Source organism: Paraburkholderia bryophila (genome assembly GCF_013409255.1).
GTDB lineage: Bacteria > Pseudomonadota > Gammaproteobacteria > Burkholderiales > Burkholderiaceae > Paraburkholderia.
In genome coordinates, this window is the sequence record NZ_JACCAS010000001.1 from 1748841 (window position 1) to 1765184 (window position 16344).

At 63.5% G+C, this 16344-nt stretch carries 17 protein-coding genes; 5 read left to right on the forward strand and 12 right to left on the reverse strand.

Annotated elements, in window-relative coordinates; translation table 11 throughout:
• The 9 genes from GGD40_RS07830 to GGD40_RS07870 form a co-directional block, all read right to left on the reverse strand.
• Nucleotides 1-1545 (reverse strand): sensor domain-containing diguanylate cyclase, encoded by a 1545-nt coding sequence (locus GGD40_RS07830; protein WP_179744899.1) that lies wholly within the window; start codon nt 1543-1545, stop codon nt 1-3.
• 199 nt (nt 1546-1744) lie between these two features.
• Complete coding sequence (locus GGD40_RS07835; RefSeq protein ID WP_179743287.1) at nt 1745-2710, reverse strand: AraC family transcriptional regulator; 966 nt, start codon at nt 2708-2710, stop codon at nt 1745-1747.
• A 67-nt stretch (nt 2711-2777) separates the two neighbouring features.
• Nucleotides 2778-3851: a porin gene (locus tag GGD40_RS07840; protein ID WP_179743288.1), complete on the reverse strand. Its 1074-nt coding sequence runs from the start codon at nt 3849-3851 to the stop codon at nt 2778-2780.
• A 131-nt stretch (nt 3852-3982) separates the two neighbouring features.
• Nucleotides 3983-4309 (reverse strand): c-type cytochrome, encoded by a 327-nt coding sequence (locus GGD40_RS07845; protein WP_179706100.1) that lies wholly within the window; start codon nt 4307-4309, stop codon nt 3983-3985.
• Nucleotides 4310-4368: 59 nt separating this feature from the next.
• Complete coding sequence (locus GGD40_RS07850) at nt 4369-6594, reverse strand: xanthine dehydrogenase family protein molybdopterin-binding subunit (RefSeq protein ID WP_257030372.1); 2226 nt, start codon at nt 6592-6594, stop codon at nt 4369-4371.
• On the reverse strand, nt 6575-7018 hold the full coding sequence (locus GGD40_RS07855; RefSeq protein ID WP_179743289.1) for a (2Fe-2S)-binding protein: 444 nt from the start codon (nt 7016-7018) through the stop codon (nt 6575-6577). Before GGD40_RS07855 ends, GGD40_RS07850 begins: the two co-directional genes overlap by 20 nt.
• A gap of 330 nt (nt 7019-7348) precedes the next feature.
• On the reverse strand, nt 7349-8056 hold the full coding sequence (locus tag GGD40_RS07860) for a glutathione S-transferase N-terminal domain-containing protein (RefSeq protein WP_179743290.1): 708 nt from the start codon (nt 8054-8056) through the stop codon (nt 7349-7351).
• A gap of 296 nt (nt 8057-8352) precedes the next feature.
• Nucleotides 8353-8574 carry a hypothetical protein gene (locus GGD40_RS07865; RefSeq protein ID WP_179706109.1) on the reverse strand — a complete coding sequence of 74 codons (222 nt, stop codon included), beginning with the start codon at nt 8572-8574 and terminating at the stop codon, nt 8353-8355.
• Nucleotides 8575-8772: 198 nt separating this feature from the next.
• Nucleotides 8773-8964: a CsbD family protein gene (locus tag GGD40_RS07870; protein ID WP_035552219.1), complete on the reverse strand. Its 192-nt coding sequence runs from the start codon at nt 8962-8964 to the stop codon at nt 8773-8775.
• Between the two features lie 174 nt (nt 8965-9138).
• Between GGD40_RS07870 and GGD40_RS07875 the strand changes: the two genes are divergently transcribed.
• The 5 genes from GGD40_RS07875 (at nt 9139) to GGD40_RS07895 (ending at nt 13813) form a co-directional block, all read left to right on the forward strand.
• Entirely contained in the window at nt 9139-9465 is a 327-nt protein-coding gene (locus tag GGD40_RS07875) for a hypothetical protein (protein ID WP_035552221.1), read from the forward strand.
• A 304-nt stretch (nt 9466-9769) separates the two neighbouring features.
• Entirely contained in the window at nt 9770-11062 is a 1293-nt protein-coding gene (dcm, locus tag GGD40_RS07880) for a DNA (cytosine-5-)-methyltransferase (RefSeq protein ID WP_179706113.1), read from the forward strand.
• 51 nt (nt 11063-11113) lie between these two features.
• Nucleotides 11114-11560, forward strand: a complete 447-nt coding sequence (locus tag GGD40_RS07885) for a very short patch repair endonuclease (protein ID WP_179706115.1) — start codon at nt 11114-11116, stop codon at nt 11558-11560.
• 172 nt (nt 11561-11732) lie between these two features.
• Nucleotides 11733-12236, forward strand: a complete 504-nt coding sequence (locus GGD40_RS07890) for a YbhB/YbcL family Raf kinase inhibitor-like protein (RefSeq protein ID WP_179743291.1) — start codon at nt 11733-11735, stop codon at nt 12234-12236.
• Between the two features lie 137 nt (nt 12237-12373).
• On the forward strand, nt 12374-13813 hold the full coding sequence (locus tag GGD40_RS07895) for an MFS transporter (RefSeq protein ID WP_179743292.1): 1440 nt from the start codon (nt 12374-12376) through the stop codon (nt 13811-13813).
• A 152-nt stretch (nt 13814-13965) separates the two neighbouring features.
• Here the strand turns inward: GGD40_RS07895 and otsA are convergent, their stop codons facing one another.
• The 3 genes from otsA to GGD40_RS07910 form a co-directional block, all read right to left on the reverse strand.
• A complete protein-coding gene (gene otsA, locus GGD40_RS07900) occupies nt 13966-15399 on the reverse strand; it encodes an alpha,alpha-trehalose-phosphate synthase (UDP-forming) (RefSeq protein WP_035552230.1) in 1434 nt (477 codons plus the stop codon).
• A 227-nt stretch (nt 15400-15626) separates the two neighbouring features.
• On the reverse strand, nt 15627-15872 hold the full coding sequence (locus tag GGD40_RS07905) for a hypothetical protein (RefSeq protein WP_179706121.1): 246 nt from the start codon (nt 15870-15872) through the stop codon (nt 15627-15629).
• A gap of 152 nt (nt 15873-16024) precedes the next feature.
• Entirely contained in the window at nt 16025-16282 is a 258-nt protein-coding gene (locus tag GGD40_RS07910; RefSeq protein ID WP_179743293.1) for a hypothetical protein, read from the reverse strand.
• Nucleotides 16283-16344 lie beyond the last annotated feature (62 nt).

Below are 16344 nucleotides of genomic sequence, written 5' to 3' on the forward strand. Positions count from 1 at the left end.
TTAATCGCTCGCGGCTGAGCTTGAAATCCCCTTGGCGGCGAGTACCCGATTGCGTCCATTCATCTTTGCTTCATACAACGCCTTGTCCGCAACGAGGATCAGCTCCATAGGCTCACTCGCGCCCCTAGTCGGGACCCGAGCGGCTACCCCGGCGCTGATCGTGACAAAACCAGCGGGGCCGCCCGCATGTTCGATTTCCAGATCGCGAATAGCGCCGCAGATTTTGTCCGCGATCGCGGCGGCATGCGCCACGTCCGTGTTCGGCAGCAGCACCGCGATCTCGTCTCCGCCATAGCGGGCGGCAAGATCGCCAGGACGCCGGGCCGTCAGGTCCCGGATGACACGACTGATCGTTCGCAGACATTCATCGCCGGCTGCATGTCCGTAGATGTCGTTGTATTGCTTGAAGCAATCGACATCCATCATGATCAGTGCCAGCGCGCTCGCATGACGCGTGGCGCGGCTGAATTCGTTCTGCAGCGACACATCGAACTGGCGGCGGTTCGCCAGCCCCGTCAGGCCGTCCTGCATCGCGAGTCGTTCAAGAGTCTGATTCAGCTTTTCGAGGGAAGCGTGTGTCCTGGTCAGTTCCGCTTCGGCCTGGGTCCGCAGTTCGATCTGCCGGATCAGGTGCCAACCGAACAGTCCCACCACGAAGACAAGACACAGCACGCCAGCGGAATGCCAAAGCGTGTCGCGCCACCACTCATGCAAAATCTCGTCCTTGGATAAGGCTGCGGCCACAAAGACCGGATAATGCTGAAGAGCACGAAAACTGTTGAGCCGCGTGATGCCATCCTGCGCCGACCTGATGAAAGCCGTCCCGACGGGGCCTTGCGTCGTGTAGGAACTGTATAGCGCGGTTCCCTGCATGCTTTTGCCAATCAGTTTTGCATCGAACGGCCGGCGAATCAGCATCTCGCCGCTATTCAATACGAGGGCAACGGCTCCGGCGTTGCCGATCTGAAGACTGTCGTAGAACGTCTTGAAGAAATCAATATCGACGGTCGCCAGCACGACTCCGCCGAAACTACCGTCCGGCTTACTGATTCTTCTTGAAACGGGAATGACCCACTTGCCACTCGATCTACTGACGACCGGGACGCCAATGTGCGGTCCCGTATCAGTGGAATGTTGATGAAAGATAAAATATTCGCGATCGGCGTTATTGAATCGTTCAAGTGGGGTCGACGTGGAATTGACGATCCAGACGCCGTTTTCGTCATAGACGAACAGACCGGCGAGCTGGGGCAACTCCTGCCGGCGCGTCACCAGAATGTCGTGCAGTCGTCGAAGAGCGGCCGGGCTGGTCCCGTCGTGCTCCACGCGCTCGACGATGCCCAGCAACGCCGTGTCCGCTTCCTTGAAGGTGTCGTCCGCCTGCTGCGCCATGCCCCGCGAGAGATTCGAGGTAGCAACGTCCATTTCGCCCAATTGGACTGACCGCGCATTCCAGCTCCGCCAGCCATCGAGCGCGACAAGGGACAAACAGACAACCGCCACGAAAGCGATCGCCCGCCAGATGATGGATGGTCGATTCAGAATCAAACTAGTCTCCGCAGACAGCTTGTCAACAATTGGCGACGACGCAGGTCCTGAAGAAAAAATCACTCACGCTGCTGACGTATGCAGAGTATATCGACAACCCGGTGCATATCTTGACGGTCGAGGGTGCGAGCCCTCTGAGAAAAGCGATCGAGCGCGGTTTGGTTTCACGCTCAACCACCGACGCCGCATCGCACCCTCATCGACCACCACGCCGCTCCAGATCGAGTGGATCCGGCGCGGACATGACATACGCCCTGGGCGGCATCCCGGCCCAGCGCCGAAACGCGCGCGCAAAGGCCTTCTCGGACGTATAGCCGACACGCTCCGCCACCTCGATCAACCGACTGCGGCCACGCGTCAACTCGCCCGCCGCGAGATACATCCGGTAGGCCGTCAAATGCGCGATCGGCGTTTCGCCGACCAGCTCGAGAAAGCGCACGCTGAACCCCGAGCGCGACATACCGGCCGCCGTCGCGAGATTCGCCACCGTCCAAGCCTTCGCGGGCGTCCGATGGATCAGCGCCATCGCCTGACCGATCTGCGGATCGGCCATGCCGCGCAACCAGCCGGTATGCCCGCCGGTGCTGCTCGACAGGTGCGCGCGCAACAGATGAATGAACAGCACGTCGGCAAGACGCGCGGCGGCCATCGCCCAGCCGGGCTGCGCCTCCATCGATTCCTGAATGAAGCTGGTCAAGGTATTGGCAAGCCACGGCGCGATTGCGGCATCGCCGGAACGAATGTGAATCAGTGGCGGCAGCATGCCGAGAAAAGGATTGCGCATCGACTCGCGAAACACGACGATGCCCGTGTACAACTCGCTCAACGCGCCCTCGCCACCCGCCGAAAAAGCCAACGGCGTATCGAAGCGCGGCTCGATGCCCTGGCTCGCCATCAGTTCGTCGAACGGCACGGGCACTTCGTCGAGCGCCGAGCACATCACATGCTCGTGGCCGTGCGGCAGCAGCACGAAGTCGCCGGGTTCAACCCGCACGGGCTGCATCCCCTTGACGACGATATAGAACGGATTGCCCGAACAGGTGCGGAACGGCGCGCCGGCTACCGCGGGCTTGTTGAAGGCCCACGGCGCCGCCAGCGAGAATCTGCCGGTCACGACCGTATCAGCCCGCAAGTCGGACAGGACATCGCTCAGCAAATCCATCGGTTCGTCCCTCCCTTGCGGGCACCGCGTCGTCCGCATGCCGGCTGCACCCGCCGCTCGCCTCATGCTAGAAGCGCTGCTGGATGCCGACCATCACGCCGAGCTGATCGGCGCCGGTTTGCACGGTGCCGGCCGCAGCCACCGGCGCGGCGGCCTTCTGGCTGTTGAGCATATAACCGAGCGACGAATACACCGACGTGCGCTTCGACAGAAAGTAGGTCGCGCGCGCGATAAGCAGCGTCGAGTCGGATACGCTTCTAACGTTATATCGCACCATTTGCGTATCGAGTGAAAGCGCCGGTAGCGCGAAATAGTTCACCCCGACAAAAAACAGATCGGTCTGGCTGTGAACCGCCGCCGACGTGTTGCGCCGCTCCCAGCCGCCGCCGAGTTTCGCGGCGCCGTATTTGACGTAAGCGTCGACGATGGTCCGGGTATCGGTGTACGCGCTGTTCGTCAACGGCGCGGACGCACCGGTCCCGCCGCGCATCACGTCATACGAAGCCGCGATGCCGAAGTGCGCCGAATCGTAGGCGGCCAGCGCCGTGTACTGGCGGCAGGCAATGAAGTTGCCGGCCACCTGCCCCGCGCAATCGGTCGCGGACGGGCCCGCCGGTCCAGCGGCGTCGCGGCCGAAACTGTAGGTGCCGCCGAGCGTGAAGCCGCCGAATTTGCCGAGGTAGCCGATCGCATTGTCGCTACGCGCATTCGGCAAATAGGTGTCGAAGCTCGCCATCGAATGAATCGACGGGCCGATCACGTCCGCCTGCAGCAACGCGTAATACGACATGTTGATCTGGCGCCCCAGCGTCAGCGTGCCGTACGGGCTGCTGATGCCGACGTTCGCGGCACGGCCGAACAGACGGCCGCCGTAGTTCAGCGCGCCGGTGCCGGCGGCAAAACCGCTTTCCAACTGGAAGAACGCTTGCGTGCCGCCGCCCAGATCTTCAGCGCCGCGCAAGCCGAAGCGCGACGGCACTTCGCCGGTCAGCGCCGGCATGCCGACGACCGAGCCGCCGGTCGCCGCATGGTTGTAATACTGCACGCCGGTGTCGACGATTCCGTACAAGGTCACACTGCTCTGCGCATGAGCCAGACTCGCTACGCCGAGCAGACACGCTGCCGCAAGATAGTTTCTCATTTCCAAACCTCTTTTAAATTAGCCATCCGAATCATCAAGGCTGTTTGAACAGCTCTGGTACTGCCGATGATCCGTCGATTGAAACAGCCCGTTAGGCACGCCCGCGAGTTCGCGGGCGCGGCGCGGCGACCTCAGTGATCGGGCGCGCCCGCCAGCACCCAGTTGACGAGGAGCCGCGCGTCGGCGGCGTCGATCCGGTTGGGCGGCATCGGCACATTGCCCCACACGCCCGCGCTGCCCTGCTGCACATGCTTGACGAGCAACGCGGCGGCATTGCTCTGGCCGCTATAACGCGCGGCCACGTCGTGATAGGCGGGGCCGACGAGCTTCTTGTCCACCGCGTGACAACCGAGGCAGGCATGCTCGCCGGCCAGCGCCCGCGCGCGGGTGAAATCGGTGTCTGCGTGCGCGTGAACGGCAGCGCACGCGAATGCAACCAGCAAAGTGGTTCTTTTCATAAGGCCTTCTTCAACAAGTGGGGAAAACAGTCGACGGCAGCGCCCGGCTGCCTGGAAACTCAAACGTCGAAGCGCTGAGGCAGCGGCATCGAACGCAAGCGCTGTCCCATGGCGCGAAACAGCGCGGCGGCCACCGCCGGCGCAACCGGCGGCAACGCGACTTCGCCGCAACCTTGCGGCGCGCGATCGCTCGGCACGATCACGGTTTCCACCTTCGGCATCTCGGAGAGATTGAGCAGCGGATAGTCCGCGAAATTGCTTTGCACGACGGCGCCTTTCGCAAACGTGATTTCGCTCTTGAACGTGTTGGTGAGCGCGAAGCCGATGCCGCCTTCGATCGCTTCCTGAATCAGCATCGGATTGATCGGCCGGCCGCAGTCGACGGCGCACACCACACGCTCGACTTTCACCTGCCGGTGCACGAGACGCAGTTCGACGATCGTCGCGACATAGGTGGTAAATGCGCCGCCACGGCCGGTATAGAGGCAGAACGCCATACCGCGGTGCAAGCCGGGCGCGCTCTTGCCGAACCAGTCGGCTCGCGCCGCGGCATGGTCGAGTACCGCGACGCTCAGCGGGTCGTGCCGCAGCAGCGCGCGCCGGTAGCGCAGCGGATCGATTCCCGCTGTGTGCGCCAATTCGTCGATGAAACTCTCGAGAAAAAACACGCTCGACGTGCTGCCGACGCTGCGCATGAAACTGACCGGAATCGGCTGCGGCACGTGCAGCGAATCGACCAGCAGATTCGGCACGCCGTAGCAAAGATCGTAGATGCCGTCGAGCATGGTTTCATCCCAGCCGCCGGCTTTGTCGAAGAAGTCGGGTTTGATCGACTTGTACAGCGACTGGCCGACGACCCGCGCGTGCAGCGCCGTGGGCAAGCCATCCTTGCCCAGCACGGCGCGCATACGCGCCGACGCGCAAGGACGGTAGAAACCGTGTTGAATGTCGTCTTCGCGCGAACGGATCACCTTGACCGGACGCCCGACCGCTTTCGAGGCCACCGCCGCGTGCACGACGAAGTCGGGCACATACTTGCGGCCAAAACTGCCGCCGAGAAACGTGGTGTTGACGATCACTTTCGCCGCAGGCACTTTGAACATCGCGGCCATGGTCCAGCGCACCTTGTCCTGCCCCTGGATCGGCCCCCACACTTCGACCTCGCCGTCGCGCACGTGCACGGTCGCGTTGACCGGCTCCATGGTCGCGTGGACGAGATACGGCGTGTGATAGTCGGCTTGCACGACGACAGCCGAGCTCTGCCCGGCGTCCGCGAAGCGCGCTTGCGGATCGCCGAGACAGGTCGCGACGACCGTGTGCGCGGATTGCAGCGCGCCCTTGCGTTCGTCGAGAATCGTCGCGCTGTCGAACGGACCGCCCGCCGGCGTATCCCACTCCACCTGCGCGGCGTCGCATGCCAGCTTCGCCTGCCAATACGTATCGGCGACGACGATCAGCGCATCTTTCGCCAGCACCGTATCGACCACGCCCGGCATCTTTCGCACGGTGTCGGCATTGGTGACGCGCAGCGGTTTGCCGCCGAGCGTGGGCGCCATTTTGACGGCACCGGTCAGCATGCCGGGCACGTGAACGTCGAGTCCGAATTGTGCCGAGCCGTTGACCTTGGCGGGCGCATCGAGCTTGTGCAACGGCTGCCCGATCAGCGTATGCGCCGACGCGGGCTTGAGCCGGGGATGCGCAGGCAACGGGATCTTCACCGCCTCCGCCACCAGTTCGCCATAGCTCAACGCGCGGCCGCTCGGAATATGGATGACCTGACCGTTGGCGGCCGTGCATTGCGTGCCGCGCACCTTGAAGCGGCGCGCGCCGGCTTCGATGAACGCGGCCCGCGCCTGCGCGCCGGCAATCCGCAAGCGCTCGTAGAACATCGTCACCGACATCGAAGCGCCGACGAATTGCTGCGGCATCTCGTTGGCGGCATCGATCCGATAGGCGTCGCGGCCGGTCACGAAGGTCACCGTGACGTTGCGCCAGTCCGCATCCATTTCGTCGGCAAGCACTTGCGGCAAGCCGGTGTACACACCCTGCCCCACCTCCGCTTGCGACAGGCCGATCACCGTGTGGCCGCTCGCGTCGATACGCACCCAGTCGTTGATCTCATAACTGGGTGCGCCGCCTTCGCCGGCCCATGCGAGTTCGCTGAAGCTCAACGGCAGGACGAAACTGCCCGCGATCGCCAACCCGCTTTTCAGAAAAACGCGCCGGCTGGCCGAGGCCGCGACGCCCGGTGCGCCGCGCATCGCGTCAGTTCTCCGCGGCGACATGAATAGCCTCGCGGATGCGTTGATAGGTGGCGCAGCGGCACAGATTGGTGATCGCCTGATCGATCTGCGCGTCGGTCGGTTTGGGGGTTTGCGCGAGCAATGCGGCCGCGGCCATCACCATGCCGGATTGACAGTAGCCGCATTGCGGCACGTCCTTCGCGACCCAAGCGCGTTGCACGGGATGCGTGCCATCGGGCGACAGCGCCTCGATCGTGCGAATCGACTTACCCGCCACAGCGGAAACCGGCAGCACGCACGAGCGCACCGCGTCGCCTTCGAGATGCACCGTGCACGCGCCGCAAGCGCCGATCCCGCAGCCGTACTTCGTGCCGCACAGCATGGCGTGGTCTCGAATCACCCACAGCAGCGGCGTCTGCGCGTCGCCGTCGAAGGAAAACGGGCGGCCGTTGAGTTCAAATTGCATTGCGTGTCTCCCGGAATGCTGTCGTCTCGATACGAGCGCCGCGAATGCGGCGACATCGACGGGCAAATTCTCGATGCCGCAAAAATCAGCATCAATGACCGGGAAGCTATAAAAAGGCACCGATCGTCCAGCGCGCGAAAATAACGATGCGGCGGACGGACGAGGCTTGTGGAAAAGACCACGGATGAAACGTCGACGGCCAGGCGACGACGCGAGGTCAATTCGACAGGAGGGGAAGTTCGCGAGGGAGTAGAAAGTCCGCGCAGAACGCGCGAGACCGTGAGAGACCACGGCCGGACGCGCCTAACGCGCTCCGGCCGCCTAAAACCATTACGCAGGCCGCTTCGGAATATCCAGCCCCCGCACCACCGCCGGACGCGCGACAAACGCCGCCAGCACACGCTTCACATTCGCAAAGTCGTCGATGCCGACCAGATCGCCCGCTTCATAGAACCCAATCAGATTACGCACCCACGGGAAGGTGACGATATCGGCGATCGAATACGCGTCGCCGAGAATCCAGTCGCGTCCTTCGAGTTGCCGGTCCAGCACGCCGAGCAGCCGCTTCGATTCGGCGACGTAACGATCACGCGGACGCTTGTCCTCATACTCCTTGCCGGCGAACTTATGGAAGAAGCCGAGCTGCCCAAACATCGGCCCGATGCCGCCCATCTGGAACATCACCCACTGAATCGCTTCATAGCGACCGCCGATGTCCTCCGGAATCAACTTGCCGGCCTTGTCCGCGAGATAGATCAGAATCGCGCCGGATTCGAACAGCGCCAGCGGCCGGCCGCCGGGACCGTTCGGATCGATGATCGCCGGAATCTTGTTGTTCGGATTGAGCGACAGAAACTCGGGCGTCATCTGATCGTTCGTATCGAAGCGCACGAGATGCGGTTCATACGGCAAGCCGATCTCCTCGAGCATGATCGACACTTTGACGCCGTTGGGCGTCGGCAGCGAATAGAGCTGAATCCGATCCGGATGCTCGGCAGGCCATTTCTTCGTGATCGGAAAATCGGAGAGATCGGTCATGGGACGATGTAAGCCTTGTACGAGAGTTGAGCAACGCAGGAGAGCAAATCGAAGTCGCAAGTCAGTTCGAGTCAGTTCGAGTCAGTCCGAGCCTTGAAGACCGGCATCGAAATCTCAGCAACGCGAGACCGCGAGATTGCGCGACCGCCAAATATAAACCGACTCGGCGCAACGCGTGCGGAAGCGCTCAAGCGCTGCAGGTCTTCCGCGCAGCACCTATTGCTTAGCGTGATGGTCGGCGCAAAACCAGGCTTGTCACGCGAGCGGCAAAGCTCCGCTCGAGCGCGCGAGAAAGCTCACCACAAGTCCTTGGTCGCCGTGCCGGCGCGCAAGTTATAGCCTTCCCGCCACAACGCCGCGCCGACCGTCAGCAGCAACGTCTTCTGCTCACCGTCGAGTAGCTCCCATGCCGCGGCCAGCCACGAGGCGTAGCTCGCGCAGGTCTGCTCCAGATCGACCGGCGCTTTGCCTTCCAGGTACTGCCGTTCGAACGTCGAAAGCAATTTTTCGGGTGTCATGGGCGCGATCTCCGGGTTGGATCTCCCGAGTCTAATAGCGACACACCACACGCGACACACTCCCAAGCCTCACTGCGGGTTACTCCCAGGCGGAATCCGCCAGACGCCGCAAGCTGCGTACAGCCCGTCTGCAACCCGAAACGGAAAAGGCGCCGAAGCGCCTTTCCGATCCATCGACAATCAGCACAGCAAACCGGACTACGGCGCGTTGCGCTTTGCATTGTCCTTGGCGTCTTCCTTCGCATCGCCATAGGCCTTCTGCACCTTGCCCGCACCTTGTTGCAAGTCGCCCTTCAGTTCCTTGCCGGGGTTGTTCGTCGCCTTACCGACGGCTTCATTGACCTTCCCCTTGATCTGCTCGCCCACACCCTTCACCTGATCCTTGTTCATGATCGGCTCCTTTATCTCGAATGCCGGCGCGAGATTACGCCAGTATCCCTATCGAGCAACGGGTATGCCCGCCGCCGGGAACGCGCTTTTTCGGGCAACGCGCGACGCCCAAAAAATAATCGAAAAGGTCTAAAGATTCGCCCCAGCCTGCCGTAAAGCTGCGAAGGAGGTGCCATGGACCGCACATTCATCACGCTAACGGGTTCATCCCAGGCCGCGCTGGTCGACCGGGATATCGCGCACATTTCGCGCGCAATGCGGCTTTCTTTACACGGCGATCTCGGCGGTCCGATCCTGCCTCCCGCCTATTGGCGCCAGCGCTTGTACACGCTGCTCGACACCGGCTATCTCTCCCACGCGCAACTGTGCTCGGTGGACAGCCTGCTGCTCCAGCTCGATCAGTTCGCAGCCGAACCGCAACTGGCCTGGGACACGCTCACGCCAGCCGTCGCCGCTCTGTTCCCGCCGCCTTATCCCGTCGATAACAGCCGCCTCGTTTGAGGTTGAGCGCCGCCTCGTCTAAGTCTGAGCCCCGCTTGTATTTCAGCCCAGCCGGCCCTTCGCCCGCCGCCCCCTTCATCACGCCCGCCGATAAAAAAAGGCCGCGAACCGTGCCGCGGCCTCAACACGTCGCCACGCAGGGAGTTCGCGTCGCTTCGGTAGCGTACACGTCCAACCGTGACAGCCGCGTTTAGCCGATACGCATCGTCGACAGTCGAAATTTTCTGCCGCTCTGCGCCGAAAACAGGGAAAAAGGGACGACCTTAGGTCATAATGTCCGCAAAAATTCCCAGCAAGGACTTCCGTGACCCTCGCCGCACCGCTCGAACTGCTCCGACAGGCGCGCGCCCGCTTCACTCAACGCGAAATCGCCGCGCACGTCGGCAAAGACATCAAGACGGTGCGCCGCTGGGAAAAAGGCGCGACTCCGTGTCCTGCGATGCTGGAGCCGGCCTTGCGCGATCTGCTGCAAGGCAACGCGCGAGTCGACGGCGGTAACGCACGCAAAACCACCGGCGGTGCCCAGTTTCGCTTCGTCGATCTGTTTGCGGGTATCGGCGGCATTCGCATGGGTTTCGAAGCGCAAGGCGGCGAGTGCGTATTCACCAGCGAGTGGAACGACTTTTCCACCAAGACGTATCGCGAGAACTATCCGGACGGCGCCGAGCATGCGCTGATCGGCGACATCGTGTCGTTTCCGGCCGAAGACGTGCCGAGCCACGACGTGCTGCTCGGCGGCTTTCCCTGCCAGCCGTTTTCGATCGCCGGCGTCAGCAAGAAAAACGCCCTCGGGCGGCCGCACGGTTTCGAATGCACGACGCAAGGCACGCTCTTTTTCGACGTCGCGCGCATCATCGCGGCCAAGCGCCCCGCCGCGTTTCTGCTGGAGAACGTGAAGAACCTGCTGTCGCACGACAAAGGCCGCACGTTCGACGTGATCCTGCAAACCCTGCGCGACGAACTCGGCTACGAAGTGCATTACCGCGTGATCGACGGTCAGCATTTCACGCCGCAGCATCGGGAGCGGATCCTCATCGTCGGCTTTCGCGGCAAGACCTCGTTCTCGTGGGACGACCTGCGCCTGCCGGAACACGGCCCTCGGCTCGGCTCGATCCTGCATCGCACGGACGGCAGCGAACCGGTGCTGCCGTGGGACCACGACCGCTTCTTCGATCACGCCGCCAAACGCGTCCAGCCGAAGTACACGCTCACGTCGAACCTGTGGACCTACCTGCAGAACTACGCGGAAAAACACCGTGCGGCGGGTAATGGTTTCGGCTTCGGCATGGCGTATCCGGATAGCGTCACGCGTACGCTGTCGGCGCGCTATCACAAAGATGGCTCCGAGATCCTGGTCTATCAGGGCGAGTCGCTGCGGCCGCGCCGCCTCACTCCGCGCGAATGCGCACGGCTGATGGGCTTTCCCGACACCTTCCGAATCCCCGTCAGCGACACCCAGGCTTACCGGCAGTTCGGCAACAGCGTCGTCATGCCCGTCATGCGCGAAGTGGCGCGCATCATGCTGCCGCACGTGCAAACCCTGCTCGCCGAGGAGGCGCCCCGTGGTTCGAAGCAAGCCCTCTCGCTGTACGCCTGACCACTTGTTCGCGGCGCCCTGCGATGAAGACCGGCGCGGGCGCGTCTGAAGATGGTCGATATCGTCGATAGCGCGACCCGCAGCCGGATGATGTCCGGCATCCGCGGCCGCAATACGAAACCGGAAATCCTGATCCGCAGCCTGCTGCACCGGCAAGGCTTCCGCTTCCGTCTGGACGCGCGCGATCTGCCGGGACGTCCCGACATCGTGCTGCCGCGTTACCGCGCCGTGGTGCTGGTGCACGGCTGCTTCTGGCATGGCCACGACTGTCATCTTTTCAAATGGCCGCAAACCCGGCCGGAATTCTGGCGCGACAAGATCGGCCGCAATCGCAGCAACGACGACAAGGTGAGCGCGGCCTTGCTCGCCGACGGCTGGCGCGTCGCGGTGGTGTGGGAATGCGCATTGCGTGGCGCCAATCGCGATATCGCGGGCGTGCTGGAGCGGCTGGCGGCGTGGTTGAAGAGCGACGCGCCGAACTTTGAGGAACGCGGCTGAAAGCCGCTTGTAGTCTGGCGGACTGGAGCGAATCCCTGCGCTGCCGGTGATACACTCGATTGGCTAACCCGGGGACTCGTCGCACGTTGTTTCAGCGATTGCCGCAAGCGTCACGCGGCAACCAGAGCACCCACCCCGACTAGCGTAGAACCACTCACTAGGGAGACACATCATGGCTGATTTCCGTCTCTGGTCTGACGACTTCCCCACCAACGGCTTCATGCCGAAAGCTCACGAGTATCACGACAAAGCGTTCAGCGTGGACGGCGAAAACATCTCGCCCGTGTTGCACTGGGACGCACCGCCGGCCGACACCCAAAGCTTCGCGCTCACCGTTCACGATCCCGACGCGCCGACCGGCAGCGGCTTCTGGCATTGGGTCGTGGTGAACATTCCGGCCGACGCCCGCACGCTGCCGCGCGATGCCGGTAAAGCCGACGGCTCGCTGCTGCCGCAAGGCGCGCTGCAACTGCGCAACGACTACGGCACGGCCGGCTTCGGCGGCGCCGCGCCGCCGCGGGGCGACAGGGCGCATCGCTACATCTTCCGTCTGCACGCGCTGAAGGTGCCGCATCTGCCGATCGACGCGGAAACCACCAACGCCGTCGCGCGCTTCATGACGCATCTGAACGAACTCGACTCGACCACGCACACCGGTCTGTACGAACTGAAGTAACGCGACGAACGCGCGGCCGGCGTGCGCTTTGCGGCGCCGGTCGCGTACGTAGCGAATCGACACCGGCGTGTCCGGCACAGGCGGGCAACGCGGGTGGTCAGTCGCGTGCTCTGTCTCATCCCCCATTCGAACAATCGATGCACGCACAACCATCGCGCGAAGACGGCGCTCCGCCAGACGCAACGCCCGCTCCCACCCGACCGCTCTCCGACAGCACCGAACAAGGCCTGCCGATTCCGCAGCGCTACTGGGCGATGCTGGTGATCGCGCTCGCCCTGACACTGGCGGTGCTCGACAGCGCAATCGCCAACGTCGCGCTGCCGACGATCGCGCGCACGCTGCACGCCAGCGCGGCCAGCTCGATCTGGGTGGTCAACGCGTATCAGTTGGCCATCACCATTTCGCTGTTGCCGCTCGCGTCGCTCGGCGACCGGATCGGCTACCGGCGCATCTATCTGGGCGGGCTGATCCTGTTCACGATGGCGTCGTTCGGTTGCGCGTTGTCGACTTCGCTGAACACCCTCGCGCTCGCGCGCGTGGTCCAGGGTTTCGGCGCGGCCGGCGTGATGAGCGTGAATACCGCGCTGGTGCGCATGATCTATCCGCCCGCGCAACTCGGCCGCGGCGTCGCGATCAACGCGATGGTGGTCGCGGTGTCGTCCGCCATCGGACCGACCATCGCGTCCGGTGTGCTCGCCGTCGCGTCGTGGCCGTGGCTGTTCGCGATCAACGTGCCGATCGGCATCGCGGCGATCGTCGGCGGCTTCAAGGCGCTGCCGATGAACCCCGGCCACGAATCGCCCTACGACTACCTGAGCGCGGTGATGAACGCGTTCGTGTTCGGCCTGCTGATCTTCGCCGTCGACGGACTCGGCCACGGCGAACAACTCGGCTACGTGCTGCTCGAAGCGGTCGGCGCAGTGGTGATCGGCTACTTCTTCGTGCGTCGTCAATTGACGCAGTCGGCGCCGTTGTTGCCGATCGATCTATTGAAAATTCCCGTGTTCGCGCTGTCGATCGGCACGTCAGTCTGTTCGTTCTGCGCGCAGATGCTGGCCTTCGTGTCGCTGCCGTTTCTGCTGCAGGAGACCTTGGGTTTGTCGCAGGTGGAAACCGGTCTGCTGATGACGCCGTGGCCGGCGGTGATCATCATCGCCGCGCCGATTGCCGGCGTGCTGTCGGACAAGGTGTCGTCGGGCTGGCTGGGCGGCGTGGGGCTCGCCGCGATGACCGTCGGCCTGCTGCTGCTCGCCACGCTCGGCGCACATCCGGACGCCATGCAGATCGCGTGGCGCATGGCCTTGTGCGGCGCGGGCTTCGGCATTTTTCAGTCGCCGAACAATCGCACCATGTTGTCGGCCGCGCCGCGCGAGCGCAGCGGCGGCGCGAGCGGCATGCTGGGCACCGCGCGCCTGACCGGGCAGACGCTCGGCGCGGCGCTGGTCGCGTTGATCTTCGGCATTGCGCCGCAGAATGGGCCGACTGTCGCGCTGTATGTGGCCGCGGGTTTTTCGGCGGTCGCCGCCGTCGTGAGTACGTTGCGGGTCAGACAGCGGATGAGCGCGCAACCGGCGTGAGGTTCTTATCGGCGGGTTGAAGCCCGCTCGCAGTCGGCTCGCTAATGCCAATGCAGGAAGGGCGCGAATCGCAACATGCGATCCGCGCCCTTCCTGTTTTCGCCCGTCAATCTTTATCAGACGTGATCAGCCTGCGTGCCGTCATCCACCGGTCACGACGACGACGATGCCGTCACGTCAGCGAGCTTTACCGCTTTGGCCGTCACCGAAGAAGCGGTCGCGACATTGCGCAGATCGCCGAGGAACGTATCGCGCCACACGGAGAGATTGTTCTCGCGCATCGGCGCCATCATGTCGGCGTGACGCGCCTGGCGTTCGGCGAGCGGCATCGACAATGCGCGCTCCAAAGCCTCGGCCATTTGCGACAGATCGAACGGATTGACCACCAGCGCACCCGGCAACTGTTCCGCCGCCCCGGCGAATTGCGACAGCACCAGCACGCCCGGATCGGCCGGATCCTGCGACGCGACGTATTCCTTGGCGACGAGGTTCATCCCGTCGCGCAGCGGCGTCACATACCCCACCTGCGATTGCCGGAACAGCGCCATCAGCAGATTGCGTTCGTACTTGCGGTTCAGGTATTGGATCGGCGTCCAGTCGAGCTGCGCGAAGCGACCGTTGATGCGGCCGGCCTCGCCTTCCAGCGTCTGACGAATCCGCTGATAGGTGGCCACATCCGCGCGGGTCGGCGGCGCGATCTGCACCAGCGACACCCGGCCGTGCCAACCCGGCGCATTCAGCAGGAGACGCTCGAACGCCTGGAAGCGCTCCACCAGCCCCTTCGAATAATCGAGCCGGTCGACGCTCATGATCAGCTTGCGACCCCGCATGCCGTCGCGCAGGCTGCGCACCGGCTTGCGATCGGTGAACTGTTCGGCGGCCTTGGCGATCGCATCCGGATAGATACCGATCGGATACGCGCCCACTTTCAGGAAGCGGTTGTACGCGTGCACCATGCCGTCTTCGCTCGACGTGCCATGCTGACCGCGCTCAATGAAATCGACGAACGACTGACGATCCGCTTCCGTCTGGAAGCCGACCACGTCGTAGCTGCACATGGCCTTGACCAGTTCCTCGTGCGGCGGAATCGTGCGCAGCACCTCCGGCACCGGAAACGGAATATGCAGGAAAAAACCGATCGGATTCTTCACGCCCAGCTCGCGCAGACACCGCGCGAACGGCAGCAGGTGATAGTCGTGCACCCAGATGATGTCGTCGGGCTTGAGCAACTCCTTGAGTTGCTTCGCGAGCGTCGCGTTCACGCGCTGATAGCCCGCGTATTCCTGCCGGTCGTAGCGCGACAGGTCATTGCGATAGTGGAACGTCGGCCACAGCGTCGCGTTGGAAAAGCCGCGGTAGTACTGGTCATAGTCGCGCTTGGTCAGACCCACGGTCGCGTACGTCACATTGCCTTGCTTCTCGATCACGGGAGCGGACGGCTCCGCCACCGTCTCGCCGCTCCAGCCGAACCAGACTCCGCCGGTTTCCTTCAACGCGTCCAGCACGCCGATCGCCAGGCCACCCGCTGCGGGCCGGCCTTCCTGGGTCGGTGCAACACGATTCGATACCACGATCAGTCTGCTCATTGGTTAATGCTCCACCTGGTTCAGTTGCTTCGTTGTAGTCGGATATGTGCCAAAAAGGTGCATGCAAGTCGCGTGCCTTTTTATGAGATGTTGGAAATAAAAATGTATGCAAATGTGACGAACGAGCAGAAACGCGCAACGCCAGCGCGCCGCGAAGAAATTTTTTCTGCTTTGTATGAGGAAACAGGAAGCGCTGCTGTCGGCCGCCGACGCGGCCCGAACCCGCCCTACGCATCCTGCTCCGAGCCGAGATCGCGCTGATACTCCAGCCCTTCCTGACGCACGCCGCCCTGGTTGTGCTCGCCGTCCGGCGGGGCGTCGGGCGCGACGCGGTTCTGCGCGGCCGGATCGTGCGACGGCGGCGAATCGGCCGAACCATCGGCCAGATTATCGGGCGGACCGCTCTTGCTGGCGCCCGGCCGGGCATCGCGCTTCGTATGGCGCGCTGAGCGTCGCAGTGCTGGATGTCTCATGTTCGATGCCTCCAGGGGAAGCCCGCCGCCGGATAAGCGGCATCAATACAGTCTAGGGGTCACGACGGCAAATTGCCGGTAAAAGATTCGTCGGCTTTGTAACAAGTACATAAAATCACCGCGCCGAACTGTGGCGCAGCGCACCAAGCGTGTCAGAGTTGCATGCGCCGCGAATCGGACGGCGGCCGCGTACTGGCTTGTGGCGTTTGCGTGGGTTGAGGCGGCGGGTCGCCAATCGGCGGGCCAACCGGTTCGATGGGTTCGATGGCAGGCGGCGCCGGACTCGGAACCGTGTCGGGCTCGCCGGGCGTGGGCGGAGGAATCGGCGGCGCCGACGGCGGTTCGATCGGCTCGGGACGGTGAGCGTGCTTCGGCAGGGGAAGCGCGGGAGCGGCGGTGGTGTCCGGCATAGTGGTTATCCTCGTTTGCGTTCCGTTCGAATGGATCGCAGCAAGGCGTGTGCCGTCGTGGT